Here is an 18909-nt window from a genome sequence, read left to right as displayed (position 1 = left end):
CGTGCGCGAGCACCTGCAGACCTGGACGCGCGAGCTGGTCTCGCCGCTGATCCCCTACTACAGCCCCGGCGGGGCCAGGGTCCGGCTCGGCGTGAACGCCGCGCTCCACGACGACGCCGCCGCCGAGCTGGAGTCCTTCGCCCGCCCGCTGTGGGGCCTGGCCCCGCTCGCCGCCGGCGGCGGCCGCTTCGACCACTGGGATCTGGTACGGCGCGGCCTCGCCTCCGGCACCGACCCCGCCCACGAGGAGTACTGGCGCGAACCGCGCGACAGCGACCAGCGCATCGTGGAGATGGCCGCCATCGGCTTCGCCCTCGCCCTGGCACCCGAGCGGCTCTGGGACCCGCTGAGCGGCGGCGAACGCGACCGGCTCGCCGCCTGGCTGGCCACCGCGCTGGCCCGCGACACCTCCGACAACAACTGGCGCTTCTTCGGCGTGCTCGTCTCGCTGGGCCTGTCGCGGGTGGGCGTCCGGCACGACCGGGCCGCCGTCACCGAGCGGCTCGACCGGCTGGAGACCTACGCGCTCGGTGACGGCTGGTACTCCGACGGCCCCACGGAACGCCGCGACTACTACGTGTCCTTCGCCATGCACTTCTACGGCCTGGTCTACGCCGCGCTCTCGGCCGACCGGGCGCGGGCCGAGCGGTTCAGGGAACGGGCCGCGGTCTTCGCCCACGACTTCCAGCACTGGTTCGCGGCCGACGGGGCGGCGGTGCCGTACGGGAGGAGCCTGACCTACCGCTTCGCGCAGGGCGCCTTCTGGGGCGCGCTCGCCTTCGCCGGCGTGGAGGCGCTGCCGTGGGGCGTGGTCAAGGGGCAGTTGCTGCGCCACCTGCGGTGGTGGCGCGCGCGGCCCATCTTCACCGCCGACGGCCTGCTGTCCGTCGGGTACGGCTACGCCCAGCCCATGCTGGCCGAGCAGTACAACGCGCCGGGCTCGCCGTACTGGGCGATGAAGGCGATGCTGCCGCTGGCGCTGCCCGCCACCCACCCCTTCTGGACCGCGCCCGAGCTGGCCGCCCCCGACCTGCCGGGCGTGCGCGCGCAGCCGCACGCCGGCGCGGTGCTCATGCGTGCCGAGCGGGGGCGGCACGTCGTGGCCCTGTCCGCCCGCCAGCACCACATGTGGGTACGGCACGGCGCGGAGAAATACGCGAAGTTCGCCTACTCCACCCACTTCGGCTTCAGCGTGCCAGGCGGCTACGCCGGCCTCGAACACGGCGCCCACGACAGCATGCTGGCCCTGAGCGAGGACGGCGTCCACTACCGGGTCAGGGAGGAGCCGCTCGACCACGCCGTGGACGGCGACACCCTGTACTCGCGCTGGCGGCCCTGGCCCGACGTCGAGGTGGAGACCTGGCTGACCGCGGCGCCGCCCTGGCACGTGCGCACCCACCGCATCGTGACGGCCAGGGCCCTGCACACCGCGGAGGGCGGCTTCGCCATCGACCGCGAACCGCCCCTGGAGCGCGAGGCGGCACCGGGGCGCGCCTGCGCACGGGGGCGGTCCGGGGTGTCGGCCATCGAGGACCTGTCGGCCTGCCGTACCGGACGGCTGGTCGTGGCCCTGCCCGGCACCAACGTGGCGGCGCCGCGCACCGAGATCCCCACGCTCGTCGAAGACCTTCCTCCCGGCGAGCACTGGCGCTCCGCCGCCGTGCTCGGGCTCACCGACCCCGGCGCCGACGTGCCCCCTCCACCCGACGCACCTGTGAGGAGAGTTCCGTGAGAAGAATCCTGCTCTTATGCGCGCTGCTGATGGCGGCGACCGGGCTGGCCGCGCCCGCCCAGGCGAGCGCCGCCCGCCACCTGTACGTCGCCACCTGGGGTGACGACCGCGCGCCGGGGAGCGCGTCGCGGCCGTTCCGCACCCTCCAGCGCGCCAAGGCGGCGGTCCGCGCGCTCAACGACGACCAGCGCGGCGACCTCGTCGTGCACGTCCGCCGCGGCGACTACGAGCTGGCCGGCGGCCTCGACTTCACCGCCGAGGACTCGGGCGGCAACGGCCACCGGGTCGTCTACCAGGTGTGGGGCGGCCCGCCCGGCTCGGCGCGCCTCATCGGCGGGCACAAGGTGACCGGCTGGAGCCGCTACCGGGGCGAGATCTTCAGGGCGCCGGTCAGCGAGCGCTTCGACACCCTGTACGAGGGCGCGGAGCGGGCCGTCAAGGCACGCACGCCCAACCATGCGCCCAGCCCCTTCGCCACCGCCAAGGCCGGATACTTCGTGGCCGAGCCCGGCGAGGTCGGCAACACCGTGCTGAAGTACCGCGACGGCGACCTCGACCCGACCGGCTGGGACCTCACCGACGCCCAGGTCTACCTGTGGCCGAGGGCCAATTGGTTCGCCGAGCACAACCCGATCGCCGCGATCGACCCCGCCACGCGCACGATCACGCTGAAGAACCAGACGCGCTACCCGATGGGCGTCGCCAACTACAACTCCCGCTTCTACGTCCAGGGCATGCTGTCGATGCTGGACCAGCCGGGCGAGTTCCACTACTCCACCACCGAGAAGATGCTCTACTACTGGCCGCGCGAGAGCCTGCGCGAGGTGATCGTCCCCACGACCAAGAGCCTGCTGCGGCTGTCCGGCGCCCACCACCTCACCTTCGACGGGCTCGGCTTCGAGGCCACCGACTTCTCCGCCTCCTACCGCCACGGCATGCTCGCCGCCGGGGACTCGGGCGAGACGCACCAGTACCCCATCTACGACCGGCAGATCAACCGCGTCGTGGACCGGATCGGCATGATCTTCATGACCGGCACGCACGACGTCACGATCAGCCGCTCCCACCTGCGCAACAGCGGCCACTCCGCGATCTACATGCTGTTCGCCAACACCCGCAACCGCATCGAGTCGAACTGGATCGAGCGCACCGGCCACACCGGCGTCTTCCTTGAGGGCAACTACCCCGCCGAGGGCGACACGCTGACCGGCAACGTCCTGACCAACAACCTGATCCACGACGTCGGCGAACTGCTCGGCCACGGCGCCGGCTACTGCCTCATGCAGGCGTCGGGCAACGAGATCTCCTACAGCGAGATCTACAACAGCCCCCGCTTCGGCACCTACATCGCCGGATACCGCGAACTGCCCAACGAGACCCTCTACGCCCGCGACAACGTCGTGAAATATCTCAACATCCACGACGTCATGCAGGACAGCCGGGACGGCGGCGCCGTCTACACCTTCGGCATGAGCACCGCCCCCGACGGCCCGTTCCAGACCAACACCTACGACCAGATCGTGGTCAACCAGTCCGCCAACCACCCCGAGGCCAACAACAGCCAGTCGGGCGCCAGCACCAACCCGGCCGCCGTCTACCTCGACGAGGGCACCTACGGCCAGCCCGTCAGCAACGTCGACGCCGCCAACATCCAGCGCACCCCGCCGTTCAAGACCAACAAGAGCGCCGGAGTCGTCACCAACAGCAGTTGGCTGCCCGGCTTCGACCCCTCCAAGGTCCACTACGGGCAGATCGGGCTGCGCGCCGACTTCCCCTACAAGACCCGCCACATCGCCGCGGGTTCGACCTCCGACCGGCAGTTCATCCACGGCACGAAGTCGACCTTCGCCGACGCGGCGGCCCCGCCGTACCGGGTGGGCGCCTTCTCCTACCGGCTGCCCGTCGCCAACGGCCACCACACGGTACGGCTCCGCTTCACCGAACCGGCGCACACCGAGGCGGGCAAGCGTGTCTTCTCGGTGACCGCGGAGGGCCGGACCGTCATCCAGGACCTGGACGTCTATCGCGAGAGCGGTGGCAAGAACCGGCCGCTGGAGCGCCGGTTCACCGTCCGGGTGACCGACGGCCGGCTCGACCTGGCCTTCCTTCCCACCACGGACCAGGCCGTCCTGACCTCCATCACGCTCCACTGACCTTCTGTGGCGGGCGTCCTCCCTGGTTGAGCGGTCAGGCGGGGAGGGCGTCGGCGGTGGGGACCACCACGCCGAACAGGTCGCCGATCTGGGTCAGCGCGGCGGTGTGCAGGGTGGCGGCAGACACCACGGCACCGTCTGCGGCGGGGTGAGCAGCGCCGTCCCCGGCGGTGTCTGCGGCGGCGAGTGGTCGGGTGGCGCAGGCGTCGGCGACGACGGTGGGGCGGTAGCCCCGGTTGAAGGCGCCCTGTGCGGTGAACGCGACGCACATGTGGGTCATGAAGCCCGCCAGGACGAGGTCGGGGCCGGCGCCCAGGCCGGTCAGGACCTCCTGAAGGCTGGTCTCGTGGAAGGCGTCGGGGAACGTCTTCACCACCACCGGCTCACCGTCACGCGGCGCGACCAGCGGGTTGATCGCACCGATCTCGGCCCGGACGTCGTAGGGCGTGTCCGGGCCGCCGTCGTTGACGATGTGGACGATCCTGCTGCCCGCGGCACGGGCGCGTTCGAGCAGGCGGGCTCCGGCGGCGAGGGCCTGGTCGGCGCCGGTGAGCGCCATGACGCTCGTGGTGTAGGTGTTCTGGTAGTCGATCATGATCAGGGTGGCGTCGGCCAGCCGGGCCGGGTCGGCGGGCAGGCCGGAGACCTGGCGGAGGGTCGGAGATGCGGTGGTGCTCATGGCATGGTTCCTTTCTGGGTGATCGGTTTCACGGCACGCTCACGCCACGGGCGGTCTGATGGCGCCGCCGGTGAGTGGCGAGTTCAGGCGTTCTGGTTGTGCCGCTCCCGCGTGGCAAGATCAGGCGTTCTCGCTGTGCCGCTCTCGCGTGGCGAGATCAGGCGTTCTGGCCGAGTCGCTCGCAGGTGGCGTGGCCAGGCGTTTTGGTTGTGGCGGTTGCGGGTGGCGTGGCCAGGTGTTTTGGTTGTGGCGGTTGCGGGTGGCGTGGTCAGGCCACGGTTCGGAAGCGGCGGCGGTAGGAGCCTGGGCCGGTGCCCAGGCGGCGGCGGAAGGCGCGGTGCAGGGTCTCCACCGAGCCGAACCCGCTCTCGGCCGCCACCCGCGGCAGCGGCAGGTCGGTGGTCTCCAGCAGCCGTCGCGCCGCCTCCACCCGCGCGGCCTCGACGTAGGCCCCGGGAGTGGTACCGGTGCGCTGCCGGAACACGCGGGCGAACTGCCGCTGGCTCAGCCCCATCCTGGCCGCCATCTCCACGGCGGTCAGCTCCTCCGCGAGGTGCTCGGCGATCCACAGCCGCAGGTCGTCGATGTCGCGGCGGCCGGTGGCCGCGTGGGCCATCGGGACGCTGAACTGGCTCTGGCCGCCCTGCCGTTTGAGATACATGACCAGCTCGCGGGCCACCGCCAGTGCCGTCTCCTCGCCGTGGTCGTCGGCGACCAGCGCGAGGGTCAGGTCCAGGCAGGCGCTGATGCCCGCGCCCGTCCACACCCGGCCGCTGGACCGCACGAAGATCGGGTCGGGATCGACCGTGACCTCCGGGTGGTCGGCGGCCAGTTGCGCGGCGGTGGACCAGTGGGTGGTGGCGGTCAGTCCGTCCAGCAGCCCCGCCTCGGCCAGGATGTGCGCGCCCACGCAGACCGACGCCACGCGGCGGGCGGCCGGGGCGGTCCGCCTGACCCACGCCACCACCTCGGGGTCGGCCAGGGCCAGCGGCCCCTCCGGGGTGACGTCCACGGCACCGGGCACCAGGAGGGTGTCCACCCGGTCACCGACCTCGTCGAAGGAGAGGTCGGCGACCAGGCGTACCCCGGCGGACGTGGTGACGTGGCGTACCCCGGCGCACGTGGCACCCTGACCGTCCCCGGTGGACGTGGCGCCCTGGCGTACCCCGGCGGACGTGGCACCCTGACGTACCTCGGCGGACGTGGCACCCTGGCGTACCCCGGTGGACGTGGTGCCCTGACCGTCCTCGGTGGACGTGGCGCCCTGGCCGCCGCCCCCGGGGCCGGCCAGCACCACGTCGTACAGGGCTCGGCCGCTGACCCGGTTGGCCAGGGCGAACACCTCGGCCGGGCCGGTCACGTCGAGCAGGTCGACGTTCTGGAAGAGCGCGATCACCACGCGGTGTGCGGACATGTCCTGATTGTCACCGAATGCGATGAGTGACCGCAACGACAGTTATCTGTCATATCCGGACATGCGTTACAGCCCCTTGGCGAACTCCGCCTTGACGACGTCGAAGACGATGTCCCAGGTCTTCCACTCGGTGTTGGTGTGCAGGGAGACGACGTGGCGGCCGTCCTCGCTGCTGACCGTGCAGATGTAGGAGCCCCACAGGCTGCCGCCCACGCCGCGCAGCACCATCCCGTTGGTGATCTCCCGGTCGAACTCGAAGACGCCGAGGCCGTAGCGGGCGTACGGCATCCAGTAGCCGCCCTCGGTGGAGATCGTCGTCCACATCTCGCGGTGCTGCTCCTCGGGCAGCAGTGCGCCACTGGCCAGCGCGCCGACGAAGCGTGTCATGTCGCCGGTGGTGGAGACGACGTCGCCGGCCGACCAGCCGAGGGAGGTGTTGAACACGGTCACGTCCAGGGGCGCCATGCCCGGGTCCTCGATCAGCGACTCCCAGTTCTCGGGGGTGACCGAGGCCGGGTCCACGCCGTCCTTGAGGAACTGGGAGGAGTAGAAGCGCGGGTGCGGCTCGGCGTAGTCCGACTCGTGCCGGCCGCGCACGCGCGTGCTGCTCAGGCCGAGCGGCTCGACGATGGTGCGGTGCACCTCGTCGGCGTAGCTGTTGCCGGTGACCTTCTCGATGATCGCGCCGGCGACGTAGAAGCCGCCGTTGGAGTAGGTGAAGGCCGCACCGGGCTCGAAGACCGGCGGCTGGGAGACCGCCAGCTTCAGCAGGTCCTCCTTGGTCCACACGTCGAGGTGGTGCTCGGCGAACCCGGAGCGGGTGGCGTAGCGGTGCGAGGCCTCGGGGGCCAGGCCGGTGGCGAACATGCCGCTGCTGTTGCTCAGCAGGTGCCTGATGGTGATCTTGTTGCCGTCGTAGCCATTGGTGAGCACGCCGGGCAGGTGGCGCTCGACCGTGTCGTCGATGCTCAGCCTGCCCTCCGCCTCCAGGGCCAGCATGGCGGCGGCGGTGAACGCCTTGCCGGAACTGCCCGTGTGCAGGTTCTCGCCGGGGACGCGCTTGGCGCCGGTGGCGAGGTCGGCGACGCCGGCCGTACCGAACCACGTCTCGTCACCGTCGCGGACCTCGGCGACGATGCCGGGCACGCCGTGCTCGGCGACGGCGCGGTCGAGGGCGTTCTGGATCTCGGTGTGGGTCATGTTCGTTCCCTTGCTCTATGCAATCTTCGCGACGGGCCAAAAGTTACGTTGCATACACGGAATCGTCAATCATTATTCTGTGAAGTTGGATGCAAAGATGCAGCTCAAAGCTATCAAATCGTTGCATGGGTGCTGACGGCTAATGCAATCGTTGTTTGCACTACGCTGTGGCCAGATCCCGATCGCCCGAAGGAGCCCGATGCCAGGACAGAGGCTCACCCAGCAGGACCGCCGCCAGATCGCCGCAGGGCTGCGCGACGGCCTGACCTACGCCGCCATCGCCCGCCACCTCGGGCGGCCCACCTCGACGATCACCCGAGAGGTGATGCGCAACGGCGGGCCGAACGACTACCGGCCAGAGCAGGCCCCGAGGCCCGGCAGGCGGACCACGCGCCCGCAGGGCTCCGGCCGGTCGGCGGTGGCGGCCGACCTCGGCGCCCGGGATCCGAGGGTCGTGGAGCGGGTGGCCGCGCAGTTGACCGAGCTGCTGATCCAGTCAGGACTGCCGCAGATGATGGCCAGGGTGCTCGCCGCCCTGTTCACCACCGACGACGGCGCCCTCACCTCGGCCGAGCTCGTGCGCCGCCTCGGCGTCAGCCCCGCCTCGATCTCCAAGGCGGTCGCCTACCTGGAGGAGATGGAGATCATCAAGCGCGAGCGCGACCCGCGCGGCCGGGCCGAGCGTTACGTCATGGACGACGACGTCTGGTTCCAGGCCATGCTGGCCAGCTCCAGGATCAACACCAGGATCGCCGAGGCCTCGCAGAGCAGCGCCAGGGCGCTCGGCGCGAGCACGCCCGCCGGGGTGCGGCTGGAGAAGCTGGGCCAGTTCCTCTTCCGGGTCAGCGCCGACCTGGTCCGCTCGGCCGAGCACTGGCGGCACATCTACGCGCCCGAGAAGCTCGGCAATTAGTTGCCAACAGTTTGCCATGTGGAGTGGGGTGCGAGCCCGGCTCGATACGTCCTGCAGCCCGTTCCGCAGAGTCAGGCCGGGAAGAGGGCGTCCACGTAGGAGTTGCGGAACTTGCCGGACGGGTCCAGGTCGCGGGCCAGGCGCCCGAACTCGGCGGCCCGTTCGTACATCGCGCTGATCTGCCGGGGCCGGGCCGTGGTCAGCTTGCCCCAGTGCGGCCGGGCGCCCAGCGGCATGAGCCGCTCCTCGACCGCGGCCAGGGCGGGCATGACCGCCGCGGCGTCGCGGATCCAGGTGAAGTGCAGGGTGACGGTGTCGCGGCCGTAGGCGGGGCTGAGCCACAGGTCGTCGCCGCAGACGGTACGCACCTCCGAGACGTGCAGCACGGGCGCCACCAGCGCGCCGATCTCCCGGATCGCCTCGAACGCCTTGCCGGCCGCCTCGCGCGGCAGGTAGTACTCCGACTGCAGTTCCTCGCCCGCTCCGGGCACGAACTCGGGGCGGAAGTGCGGCAGCCGTTCGTGCCACGGCCCCGGCACGCCGAGTTGCTGCGTGCAGGACTCGGGCGACATGCCGGGCACCGGGTGCACCGGCCGCTCAGCCGCCCGCCCTCCCGCCCAACCGCTCTCCGACCACCCATCCCCGACGACCGCCCCGCCGTCGACGACCGTCCCGTCAGCGAGGGCCGTCCCGCCGTGGATGGCCGTCCCGTCAGCGAGGGCCGTGCCGCCGCTGGTGGCTGTGCCGTCTCTCACCTCGTCCAGGCGGTGTTTGAGCCACACCTCCGCCCTGCCGCCGCGCCAGTCGGTGAACGTGCTGACGCTGTACGCGGCGCCGTACACCTCGTCGAAGCGCTCGGCCACCTCCTCCAGGGGCACGTCGAGACGGACCCGCTGCGCCACGTCGAAGGCGGGCTCGATCTCCAGCGTCAGCCGGGTGACCACCCCGAGCGCGCCGAGCGCGACGACGGCGCCGGGGAAGACGCCGGGGTCGTGCTCGCGGCTCAGCTCGGCCAGGTCGCCGCCGGGGCCGACGAGCTGCAGGGCGACGACGGCGGCGGCCAGGCAGCGGCGGCTGTCGCCCGAGCCGTGGGTGCCGGTAGCGCACGAACCGGCGACCGAGATGTGGGGGAGCGAGGCCATGTTGGCCAGCGCGTACCCGGCGCGGTGCAGGTGCTCGGCGACCTCCGCGTAACGCAGCCCGGCCGCGACGGCGACGGTCGAGCGAGCGGCGTCGATCTCCATGGCGGGCGGCAGGCCGTCCAGGCGGACCAGGTCGTGGCTGGTGTCGGCGACCAGGCTGAAGGAGTGGCCGCTGCCCAGGGCCCGTACGCGCGGGGCCGCGGCCACCACGCGCCGCAGCTCGTCGAGGGTCCGCGGCCGGTGCACGCGGGCCGCGCCGAAGGTGACGTTGCCCGCCCAGTTGGTGATCGGCATGTCGGCTCCTGGTCAGCGTCGCTCGTCGCCCGCGGGCGCGCCGAGCTTGCGGGAGACGCGTTCGGCCTCGCGCACGATGGTGTCCTGGAAGCGCTCGCTCAGCCGCTGGATGGGCGGCAGGATACGGCACTCGTCGACGCTTTTGTCGTCGTACGGCAGGGCGAACCCGACCGGCGGCAGCACGTCATTGGGAGCCGGCGCGGCGAACGTGCCGCGCATGGTGTGCGGGCGCGCCCTGCACGGGATCACCATGCCGACCTTCATGCCCCCAGATTGACACGCACCCACACCGCTTGGCAATATTATGCCAAACTTGGCAAGTAAGCTGTTCGGCGACCGGCTGCGAGCCCGCAGGGCTCGGGATCGGTGGCGGAGGGGCCACGCCGTTCTAGGGTGGAGCCCGTGGAGCAGCGAGCATTTGGCAGGACAGGACGATCCGCGTCGGTCGTCGGCCTCGGCACCTGGCAACTCGGCGCCGACTGGGGCGCCGTGGACGAGAGCGACGCGCTCGCCATCCTGGAGGCCGCCGTCGCGTCGGGCGTGACCTTCCTCGACACCGCCGACGTGTACGGCGACGGCCGCAGCGAACGCCTCATCGGCCGGTTCCTGCGCGGCCACGACGGCCTCACGGTCGCCACCAAGATGGGCCGGCGCGGACCGCAGGACCCGGCCGAGTTCACCCTCAAGAGCTTCGTGGAGTGGACCGACCGCTCCCGCGCCAACCTCGGCGTGGACCGGCTCGACCTGGTGCAGTTGCACTGTCCGCCGACGCCGGTGTTCGACACCGACGAGGTCTACGACGCGCTCGACACGCTCGTGCGGGAGGAGCGGATCGCCGCCTACGGGGTGAGCGTCGAGACCTGCGACGAGGCGCTGGCCGCGATCGCCCGTCCGGGCGTGGCCAGTGTGCAGATCATCCTCAACGCCTTCCGCCGCAAGCCGCTCGAACGTGTGCTTCCCGCGGCGCGTGCGGCCGGGGTGGCGATCATCGCCAGGGTGCCGCTGGCCTCGGGGCTGCTGTCCGGCCGCTTCCGCCCGGACACCGTGTTCGCCGCCGACGACCACCGCGCGTACAACCGGCACGGGGAGGCGTTCGACGTGGGGGAGACGTTCTCCGGGGTCGACTACGCGACCGGGCTGGAGGCGGCGGCCGAGTTCGCCGCGCTGACCCCGCCGGAGATGACGCCCGCGCAGGCGGCCCTGCGCTGGGTGATCCAGCAGCCGGGGGTGACGACGGTGATCCCGGGCGCCTCCACCGCCGACCAGGCCAGGGCCAACGCCGAGACCGCCACCCTGCCCTCGCTACCGCCCGGCACCCTGACCGCGATCGAGAACCTCTACGACCACCGCATCCGCTCCCAGGTCCATCACCGCTGGTGACCGGCGAGCAGGTGGAGGGCGTCGGTGGCGGCGGGGGAGAGGGTGTCGCCGAGGTCGGCGATCGGCAGCCAGGACACCGCGTCGGTGGTGCCGTTCACCTCGGTCACCGCCGCCGGGCCAGAGGCGACCTCGGCCCGGTAGAACAGGCCGACCAGGTGCCAGCTCACCCCGAGCCGCGTCACCGCGTAGGTCCTGGCGCCGACCAGGCGCGACCCGGTCAGGTCGAGGCCGGTCTCCTCGCGTAGCTCGCGGGCCAGCGCCTGCTCCGGCTGCTCGCCCGGGTCGATGCCGCCGCCGGGCAGGTGCCACGCGCCGGGCTGGAAGATCGGGGAGCTGTCCGACAGGCGGGTCAGCAGGATCCGGCCGCCGGAGGTGACGATCGCGTACGCCGACACACGCGTGCGTACCGGGGAGGTCATGGGGAGACCGCCAGCGCGATGGTGGTGTCGAGCATCAGGCGCAGGGTCGACTCGCAGGCCGCGAGGTCGTACTCGTCGGTCATGTACCGGGTCACGATCCCGTCGAAGCCGCTGAGGAAGAAGCGGGCGATCTCCTCGGCGGGCAGCGCGAGCTCCTGCCCGGCGCGTTCCGCGGCGTCGGAGAGCAGACGGGCGGCGGCGGCGTCGAGGTCGTGGGTGAACTCGGAGGCCACCGGGCGCAGCACCGGGTCCCGCAGCGAGAACATGATCATCTCGACCAGCAGCAGGTAGCGCTCGCGCTCCTCGGTGACCGTCCGCCACAGCTCGTTGACCAGCGCGGAGACCGTGGCGGCGAAGTCGGCGCCGATGGGCGTCGCGGCGAGGACGCGCTTGAGGAGCGTGTCGCCCAGGTCCTCCAGCACCAGCCGGTAGAGCTCCTGCTTGGAGCCGAAGGTGTAGTGCACCATCGCCTGCGCGACGCCCGCCTCGGCGGCGATGGCCCTGGTGCTCCCGGCCGCGACGCCTTCGCGGGCCATGAGCCCGATCGCGGCCGCCACGATCTGAGGACGCCGCTCGGCGGCGGGAACGTGAGCCATGCCCGCACCCTATCGGCTGTGACCTGCGGGCCCGCCTGGCCGCAAAGTCTTGTTCGATCGACTTAGTCGAGTGACAAAGTCTCGTGCTAGCCTGACGGCGAAGACGTACACCCGCAGAAGGGAACGTTCACGTGTCCAGAGCCGAGATTCCGTCGCCGCCCGCCCTGCCGATCGTCGGCCACGCGCTCAGCGCGCCCGTGGACCGGCAGGTCGCCTACCTGTGTGAGCTGGCCCGCGACTGGGGCCCGATCTTCAAGCTGGGCGCCTTCGGCCAGGAGTTCGTGGTCGTCACCGGCCTCGACCTCGTCACCGAGCTCTGCGACGAGAGCCGGTTCCGCAAGAACGTCCACTCCGACCTGGTCAACCTGCGCCCCCTGGCCGGAGACGGCCTGTTCACCGCCTACGCCGACGAGGCCAACTGGCGCAAGGCGCACGACATCCTGCTGCCCGCCTTCTCCGTCTCCGCCATGCGCGGCTACCACGCCACCATGCTCGGCGTCGCCCGCGAGCTCGTGGCCGCCTGGACGCGCGCCGGTGACGAGCCGGTGCAGGTCAGCGCGGACATGACCCGGCTGACCCTCGACACCATCGGCCTGTGCGGGTTCGGCTACGACTTCGCCTCGTTCGAGAGCGAGCGGCCGCACCCGTTCATCGGCTCGCTCGTCGGCGCCCTCACGTACGCGCAGGCCAAGGGCGCCTTCATCCCCGGCCTCGACGTCCTCTACCGCGGGCGGACCCGCCGCTTCCACCAGGACGTACGCGCCATGGAACACCTGGTCGACGAGGTGATCAGGCAGCGCAGGGAGTCCGGCGACCGGAGCACCGACGACCTGCTCGGCCGCATGCTCCACAGCGACGACCCGGAGACCGGCGAGCCGCTCGACGACCTGAACATCAGGTACCAGGTGATCACGTTCCTGATCGCCGGGCACGAGACGACCTCGGGCGCCCTCTCCTTCGCCCTGTACTACCTGGCCAGGAACCCGGTGGTGCTGGCCAGGGTGCAGGAGGAGGTGGACGCGCTCTGGGGCGACGCGGAGCGGCCCGACCCGTCGTACGCCGACGTGGGCAGGCTCGGCTACACCCGCCAGGTGCTGATGGAGAGCCTGCGGCTGTGGCCGACGGCCCCGGCGTTCGCGGTGGAGGCGCTGGCCGACACGGTGATCGGCGGCGGGTACGAGGTCAAGGCGGGCGAGTCGCTCTTCGTCCTGACGCCGCAGCTCCACCGCGACCCCGCCTGGGGCAGGAACGTGGAGCTGTTCGACCCCGACCGCTTCGCCCCGGAGGCGCAGGACGCCCGCCCGCCGCACGCGTTCAAGGCGTTCGGCAGCGGCGAGCGGGCCTGCATCGGCAGGCAGTTCGCGCTGCACGAGGCGACGCTGGTGCTGGGCCTGCTGACGCACCGCTTCCACCTGACCGGCGAGCCCGGCTACGAACTGCGGGTCAAGGAGACGCTCACGCTGAAGCCCGACGGCTTCACGCTCAAGGTCGAGCCCCGCACCACCGCCGACCGTCGCGCCGCGGCGGAACCGGCGGAGAAGGGCAAGGTCCGCCCGTCCGGGACGAAGGTCGCACCGGGCTCGCCGATCTCTATCCTCTACGGCTCCAACATGGGCACCTGCTCGTCCATCGCCCACGACCTGGCCGCCGAGGCGGAGGAACGCGGTTTCGCGGCCAAGGTCACCTCCCTGGACGAGGCCGCGGGCACGCTGGCCGACGCTCCGGTCGTCATCGTGGCCGCCTCCTACAACGGCCGCCCGACCGACGACGCGGCCCGGTTCGTGGACTGGCTGGCCGAGGCGGACAAGCTGCCCGGCACGCCGTACGCGGTGCTGGGGGTGGGCGACCGCAACTGGGCGGCCACGTTCCAGCGCGTCCCGAAGCTGATCGACGCGCGGCTGGCGCAGGCGGGCGGGCGCCGCCTGGCCGAGCGCGGCGTCGTGGACGCCTCGGGCGACCTGGAGGGCGCGGTCGACGCGTGGTCGGCGACGCTCTGGGCGACCCTGACCGGAGCGGGCGAACCGGCGGGGGAGCCCGAGGGCCCCGCCTTCCTGCTGGAACAGGTCACCAGGTCGCCCGCGGAGGAGCGCGCCGAGCACCACGGCGTCCGGCCGATGCGCGTGCTGCTCAACGAGCCGCTCACCCACCCCGACGCCCGCCAGAAGCGCCACCTGCGCCTGGAGCTGCCGCCGGGCGCCACCTACCGCACCGGCGACCACCTCGCCGTCCTGCCCGAGAACCCGCCGCACCTGGTCGAGCGCGCCGCCGCCCGGTTCGGTCTCGACCCCGCCCAGCGCGTACGGCTGCGCCAGGCCCGCCGTACCAGAACCCAGCTCCCCCTCGACACTCCGGTGACGGTGCGCGAACTGCTGTCAGGCTTCCTGGAGCTCCAGCGCCCGGCGACCGCCCACCAGGTGAGCACGCTGGCCGCCCACACCCGCTGCCCCCACACCAGGGCGAGGCTGGCGGCCGTGGACCCGGCGGGTTCCACGGTCCTGTCCCTGCTGGAGGAGCACCCGGCCTGCGAGCTGCCCTTCGAGGTGTTCCTGGAGCTCATGCCGGCTCTGCGCCCGCGCAACTACTCGATCTCCAGCTCCCCGCTGGCCGGCCCCGGCGCGGTGGACCTGATGGTCTCGCAGGTCAGCGGCCCGAACCGGAGTGGAAGCGGCTGGTTCCACGGCGTCGCCTCCTCGCACCTGTCCGAGGTGGCGGCGGGCGGCGTCGTGCAGGCGCGGGTGGTGCCGGGCCCGGCCGCCTTCCACGGCCTGGCCGACGAGGGCACTCCGGCGATCCTGGTCAGCGCGGGCACCGGCCTGGCCCCGTTCCGCGGTGTCGTCATGGAGCGCCTGCACCGCGGCGCCCGCGGCACCCTGCTCTGCTACTTCGGCTGCGACGACCCGGACCTCGACTACCTGCACCGGGCGGAGCTGGAGCAGGCCGAGGCGGCGGAAGTGGTCAGCCTGCGCCCGGCGTTCAGCGAGGTCGCCGGCGACGGCCCGCGCTACGTCCAGGACCGCCTCCTGCGCGAGGCGGACGAGGTGTGGCGCGTGCTGGAGGACGGCGGCCGCGTCTACGTCTGCGGCGACGGCAACCGGATGGCGCCCGGGGTGCGGGCGGCGCTGACGCGCATCCACGGCGCGCGCACCGGCGCGGATCCGGCCGCGAGCGAGGCGTGGCTGGAGGAGCTGCGTGCCGCAGAACGCTACAACGAGGACGTCTGGGAAGGCTGAAGATTGCCTGAGGGGCGTTTTGTCCGGTCCGGCGGGTTCGCATAATGGGCGGATGACCAGTTCGGCGCGGGTGATGGTGGTCGAGGACGCGGAGGCGATCCGGCTCGCCGTGCTGTCCGCGCTGGGCTCGGCCGGGTACGTGGTCCGCGGCCTGCCCGACGGGACCGGCTTCGAGCAGGACCTCAACACCTTCCAGCCCGACCTGGTCGTGCTCGACCTCATGCTGCCGGGCCGCGACGGCTTCGCGCTGCTGGAGGTGGTGCGCGGGCGCAGCGACGCCGGGGTCATCGTGCTCACGGCGAGGGACGGGGTCTCCGACCGGCTGCGCGGGCTGCAGGCGGGCGCCGACGACTACGTGGTCAAGCCGTTCGAGCTGTCGGAGCTGACCGCGCGGGTCGGCGCGGTGCTGAGGCGGCTGCGCCGTACGCCGTCGACGCTGCAGATCGGCAACCTGATCATCGACGTGGACAAGGGGCTGGTCCTGCGCGACGGCCGCCCCGTCGAACTGACCAGGACCGAACTGCGGCTGCTCGGCCACCTCGCGCTCCACCGCGGCCAGGTGCTGAGCAAGACCCAGTTGCTCACCAGCGTCTGGGGCTACGACGCCTACGACCCCAACCTGGTCGAGGTGCACGTCAGCGCGCTGCGCCGCAAGCTCGAATGCTCGGGCGAGCGGGTCCTGCACACCGTGCGCGGCCTCGGCTACGTCCTGGACGGACCCCGATGAGACGGTACGGCCGGCCCGCCGGATCCCTGCGCGGCCGGGTCGCGGGCTCGACCCTGCTGGTCGTCGCCGTCACGCTGGTCGTGCTGCTGGTGGCGGTGGACGGGCTGTTCGGCCTGCTGGCCAGGAGCCAGGCGGAGAGCCGGCTGGTGGACCGCGCCCAGTTCGCCGTCCAGCTCGACCGGCGCAAGGTCCTGCCGGACCGGCTGGTGCGCCGGGTCAGCGGCGCCGGCATCGAGGCGGTGCTGGTCGACCTGACCGGCCGCCGCCACACGCTCGGCGGCTTCCAGGCCGACCTCGGCGACCTGACGCTGACCAGGCGGCTGCCGGGCGGCGGCCTGCTCACGCTCTACGCCGACACCGAGACCATCGACGGGCCGCGGACCACGCTGCGCATGCTGATGCTGGTCGCCGGCTTCGCCGCGCTGGCGGTGCTCGGCGTCGTGCTGCCCGTGGCGCTGCGCAGGGCGACCAGGCCCATGGACGACCTGGCCGGACTGGCCAGGCAGATCGCGCGGGGGCAGCGGGGCAGGCGGCTTTCGCCCGAGCGCACCGACACCGAGCTCGGCCGGACCGCGGCCGCGTTCGACTCCATGCTCGACGCGCTGGAGGGCGCCGAGCAGCAGGCCCGCGAGTCGGAGAGCCGCTCGCGGCAGTTCCTGGCCGACGTCGCCCACGAGCTGCGCACGCCGCTGGCGGGCATCCAGGCGACGGCCGAGGCGGTGCTCCAGGCGCCCGCCGCGATGCCGGTCGAGGAACGCGAGCGCATGCAACTGCTGCTGGTGCGCGAGACGCGCAGGGCCGGGCGGCTGGTCGACGACCTGCTCGCGCTGGCCAGGATCGACGCCGGGCTCGGCCTGCACCGCGAGCCCGTCCACCTGCGGGCGCTGTGCGAGAGCGAGGCCGACCGGGTACGGCTGCGCGCCCCCGAGATCACCGTGGCGGTCGAGGGGGAGGAGGTCACGGTGATCGGCGACGCCCAGCGGCTCGGCCAGGTCGTGGCGAACCTGCTCGACAACGCCCGCAGGCACACCCCGCCCGACGGCCGGATCACGCTGACCGTCACGAGCGAGGACGGCCAGGCCGTCGTGGACGTGGCCGACACAGGACCGGGTGTGCCGCCGTCGGCGCGGGACCTGATCTTCCACCGGTTCGTGCGCCGCGACACCGCCTCCGACGGCGCCGGGCTCGGCCTGCCGATCGCCCGTGGCCTGGCGCTGGCCCACGGCGGCACGCTGACCTGCGAGGAGTCGCCGTCGGGTGCGGTGTTCCGTCTCCGCCTGCCAGCATGGGCGGATGGCCCTGCTGCATGACATCGTGTTCGACTGCCGACACCCGGCCGGCCTGGCGAGGTTCTGGGCACGCCTGCTCGACGACTACGACGTGGCGCCCTACGACGAGGAGGAGCTGGAGAGGCTGCGCTCGCGCGGCTTCTCCGGCCCGGAGGACGACCCGACGGTGCTGGTCGAGGGCCCCGCTGGGGCGCCGAGGATCTGGTTCGTCCGGGTTCCCGAGCCCAGGACGGCGAAGAACCGGGTGCACCTGGACGTGCGCGCCGCCGACGTCGAGGCCGAGCGCGCCCGCCTGGAGGCGCTCGGCGCCACCGAGGTGGCCAGGCACGAGAGCTGGATCGTGCTGGCCGACCCCGAGGGCAACGATTTCTGCCTACACCCCGCGCGCCGCGGCTAGCTCCCTGGCCAGGTCGTCGGCGCGCATCCGGTTCTCCAACTGGTGGGGGTCCCTGCGCAGGTCGTAGTACTCGCGGAACTTCACCCCGCCGCCGCCGTCGTAGTACTCGGTGTAGATGCGCGAGCCGGTGTAGATCGAGGCCCAGACGCCGGGTCCGGCCCCGTCGGGCTGGCCGTGGAACTCCAGGAACAGGTGGCCGCGCCGGCCGCCGCGCAGCAGCGACCTGCCGTCCATGCGGGCGCGCGGCCGGATCCCGGCGGCGTCCAGGATGGTCGGGGCGACGTCGATGTTGGCGGCCAGCCGATCGTCGTCCACGCCCTTGCCGAAGCCGCCCGCCGGCCACGACAGGTAGAACGGCACGCGGAAGGCCGGCTGGTAGGGCACGCTCTTGCCGATGTGGCCGTGGTCGGCCCAGCTGAAGCCGTTGTCGCCGATGAAGATGATGAGCGTGTCGTCGAGCTTGCCCTGCGCCACGAGCTCCGCCCTGACCGCCTTGAACAGGTCGTCCACCGACTTCAGCGTGCGGAGCTGGGCCTGGCGGACCTTCCTGCCCGCGGCCAGGCCCTGGGAGGCTTCCTGGATGTAGGGCGGCTTGTCGCTCTTGTCGGTCTCGGACACCGCGGGGTTGCCGTTCCACGGGGGCACGGGCAGGTTGGCGTACTTGTCCTCAGGGGTGTTGGGGCCGTGGGAGGCGTACGGCGACAGGTACAGGAACCACGGCTGGTCCTTGTTGGCCCGCATGAACTCCAGGGCGTGCTGCCTGACCAGCGTCGTCGTGTAGCCGGGGCGGCGGCCCACGGTGCCGTTGACGTTCCACTGGGCGCGCCGGTAGGCGGGACGCATGATCGCGAAGTCGTCGAAGTTCGGCGGGGCCTGGTTGAGGTCCCAGGCGTTGAGGTACTTGCCGAACAGGCCGGTGCGGTAGCCGCCCTCGCGTAGGTGGCTCTGCACGGTGGTGTCCTGGTCGAGCCGGCCGGGGGCGGTGTTGTCCACGACGCCGTGGTTGCGCGCGTAGCGGCCGGACATGATCGACGCGCGTGAGGGCGAGCAGAGCGGCGTGGTGACGCAGCCCTGGGTGAACGACACGCCCTGCCCGCCGATCAGGTTGACGATCGACGGGATCGCCCATTCGGTCTCTCTCCTGTGGTCGTCGGTGACGATCAGCAGGATGTTGGGGCGTTTCGGCTTGGCCGCCGCGGCGGCGGGAACGCCGGTGACCGCGGCTGCGGCAGCCGTACCTGCGATGAAGGTTCGTCTGCTGAGTTGACTCACGTCGCTGACCTCCAGAAAGCGGTGGTCAGCAATTATTGGCCGCTTTTGTGGGTTGATTTCCTGCCGAATGGG

At 72.1% G+C, this 18909-nt stretch carries 16 protein-coding genes; 8 read left to right on the top strand and 8 right to left on the bottom strand.

Annotation, left to right across the window (positions count from 1 at the left end; translation table 11 throughout):
• The first annotated feature begins 1 nt into the window (after position 1).
• Together ACIBEJ_RS49675 and ACIBEJ_RS49670 are read left to right on the top strand one after the other, a co-directional pair.
• A complete protein-coding gene (locus tag ACIBEJ_RS49675) occupies positions 2-1732 on the top strand; it encodes a DUF2264 domain-containing protein (RefSeq protein ID WP_397190043.1) in 1731 nt (576 codons plus the stop codon).
• Positions 1729-3885, top strand: a complete 2157-nt coding sequence (locus ACIBEJ_RS49670) for a malectin domain-containing carbohydrate-binding protein (RefSeq protein ID WP_397190042.1) — start codon at positions 1729-1731, stop codon at positions 3883-3885. The genes ACIBEJ_RS49675 and ACIBEJ_RS49670 overlap by 4 nt, the downstream gene beginning before the upstream one ends.
• Before the next feature lie 34 nt (positions 3886-3919).
• Here the strand turns inward: ACIBEJ_RS49670 and ACIBEJ_RS49665 are convergent, their stop codons facing one another.
• The 3 genes from ACIBEJ_RS49665 to ACIBEJ_RS49655 all read right to left on the bottom strand — a co-directional run bounded on the left by ACIBEJ_RS49665 (position 3920) and on the right by ACIBEJ_RS49655 (position 7178).
• A complete protein-coding gene (locus ACIBEJ_RS49665) occupies positions 3920-4564 on the bottom strand; it encodes a cysteine hydrolase family protein (RefSeq protein ID WP_397190041.1) in 645 nt (214 codons plus the stop codon).
• Positions 4565-4832: 268 nt separating this feature from the next.
• Complete coding sequence (locus tag ACIBEJ_RS49660; RefSeq protein WP_397190040.1) at positions 4833-5978, bottom strand: GlxA family transcriptional regulator; 1146 nt, start codon at positions 5976-5978, stop codon at positions 4833-4835.
• Positions 5979-6044: 66 nt separating this feature from the next.
• Entirely contained in the window at positions 6045-7178 is a 1134-nt protein-coding gene (locus ACIBEJ_RS49655; protein WP_397190039.1) for a serine hydrolase domain-containing protein, read from the bottom strand.
• Positions 7179-7377: 199 nt separating this feature from the next.
• Between ACIBEJ_RS49655 and ACIBEJ_RS49650 the strand changes: the two genes are divergently transcribed.
• Positions 7378-8091: a helix-turn-helix domain-containing protein gene (locus tag ACIBEJ_RS49650; protein WP_397190038.1), complete on the top strand. Its 714-nt coding sequence runs from the start codon at positions 7378-7380 to the stop codon at positions 8089-8091.
• A gap of 71 nt (positions 8092-8162) precedes the next feature.
• Here the strand turns inward: ACIBEJ_RS49650 and ACIBEJ_RS49645 are convergent, their stop codons facing one another.
• On the bottom strand, positions 8163-9527 hold the full coding sequence (locus tag ACIBEJ_RS49645; RefSeq protein WP_397190037.1) for a D-arabinono-1,4-lactone oxidase: 1365 nt from the start codon (positions 9525-9527) through the stop codon (positions 8163-8165).
• A gap of 12 nt (positions 9528-9539) precedes the next feature.
• Positions 9540-9791: a hypothetical protein gene (locus ACIBEJ_RS49640; protein WP_397190036.1), complete on the bottom strand. Its 252-nt coding sequence runs from the start codon at positions 9789-9791 to the stop codon at positions 9540-9542.
• Positions 9792-9929: 138 nt separating this feature from the next.
• Between ACIBEJ_RS49640 and ACIBEJ_RS49635 the strand changes: the two genes are divergently transcribed.
• A complete protein-coding gene (locus tag ACIBEJ_RS49635; protein ID WP_397190035.1) occupies positions 9930-10907 on the top strand; it encodes an aldo/keto reductase in 978 nt (325 codons plus the stop codon).
• Here the strand turns inward: ACIBEJ_RS49635 and ACIBEJ_RS49630 are convergent.
• Positions 10895-11326, bottom strand: a complete 432-nt coding sequence (locus ACIBEJ_RS49630) for an NUDIX hydrolase (RefSeq protein WP_397190034.1) — start codon at positions 11324-11326, stop codon at positions 10895-10897. The genes ACIBEJ_RS49635 and ACIBEJ_RS49630 overlap by 13 nt on opposite strands.
• Complete coding sequence (locus ACIBEJ_RS49625) at positions 11323-11922, bottom strand: TetR/AcrR family transcriptional regulator (protein ID WP_397190033.1); 600 nt, start codon at positions 11920-11922, stop codon at positions 11323-11325. The genes ACIBEJ_RS49630 and ACIBEJ_RS49625 overlap by 4 nt, the downstream gene beginning before the upstream one ends.
• 131 nt (positions 11923-12053) lie before the next feature.
• On the opposite strand from ACIBEJ_RS49625, the gene ACIBEJ_RS49620 reads away from it, so the two are divergent.
• Genes ACIBEJ_RS49620 through ACIBEJ_RS49605 form a run of 4 tightly spaced genes read left to right on the top strand, consistent with a single transcriptional unit; the run spans position 12054 to position 17565 of the window.
• Positions 12054-15152: a bifunctional cytochrome P450/NADPH--P450 reductase gene (locus ACIBEJ_RS49620; protein ID WP_397190032.1), complete on the top strand. Its 3099-nt coding sequence runs from the start codon at positions 12054-12056 to the stop codon at positions 15150-15152.
• Between the two features lie 52 nt (positions 15153-15204).
• The gene (locus ACIBEJ_RS49615; protein WP_397190031.1) at positions 15205-15879 is read left to right on the top strand and encodes a response regulator transcription factor; all 675 of its coding nucleotides are present in this window, start codon (positions 15205-15207) and stop codon (positions 15877-15879) included.
• Entirely contained in the window at positions 15876-17189 is a 1314-nt protein-coding gene (locus ACIBEJ_RS49610; RefSeq protein WP_397190030.1) for an ATP-binding protein, read from the top strand. The genes ACIBEJ_RS49615 and ACIBEJ_RS49610 overlap by 4 nt, the downstream gene beginning before the upstream one ends.
• Entirely contained in the window at positions 17173-17565 is a 393-nt protein-coding gene (locus ACIBEJ_RS49605) for a VOC family protein (protein ID WP_397190029.1), read from the top strand. The genes ACIBEJ_RS49610 and ACIBEJ_RS49605 overlap by 17 nt, the downstream gene beginning before the upstream one ends.
• Here the strand turns inward: ACIBEJ_RS49605 and ACIBEJ_RS49600 are convergent.
• Positions 17542-18837, bottom strand: a complete 1296-nt coding sequence (locus tag ACIBEJ_RS49600) for a sulfatase (protein ID WP_397190028.1) — start codon at positions 18835-18837, stop codon at positions 17542-17544. The two genes, ACIBEJ_RS49605 and ACIBEJ_RS49600, sit on opposite strands and share 24 nt — an antisense overlap.
• Positions 18838-18909: the final 72 nt, after the last annotated feature.

It is taken from the genome of Nonomuraea sp. NPDC050790 (assembly GCF_044456745.1).
Classification (GTDB): Bacteria; Actinomycetota; Actinomycetes; order Streptosporangiales; family Streptosporangiaceae; genus Nonomuraea.
This window is presented reverse-complemented; position numbering and strand designations above follow the sequence as displayed.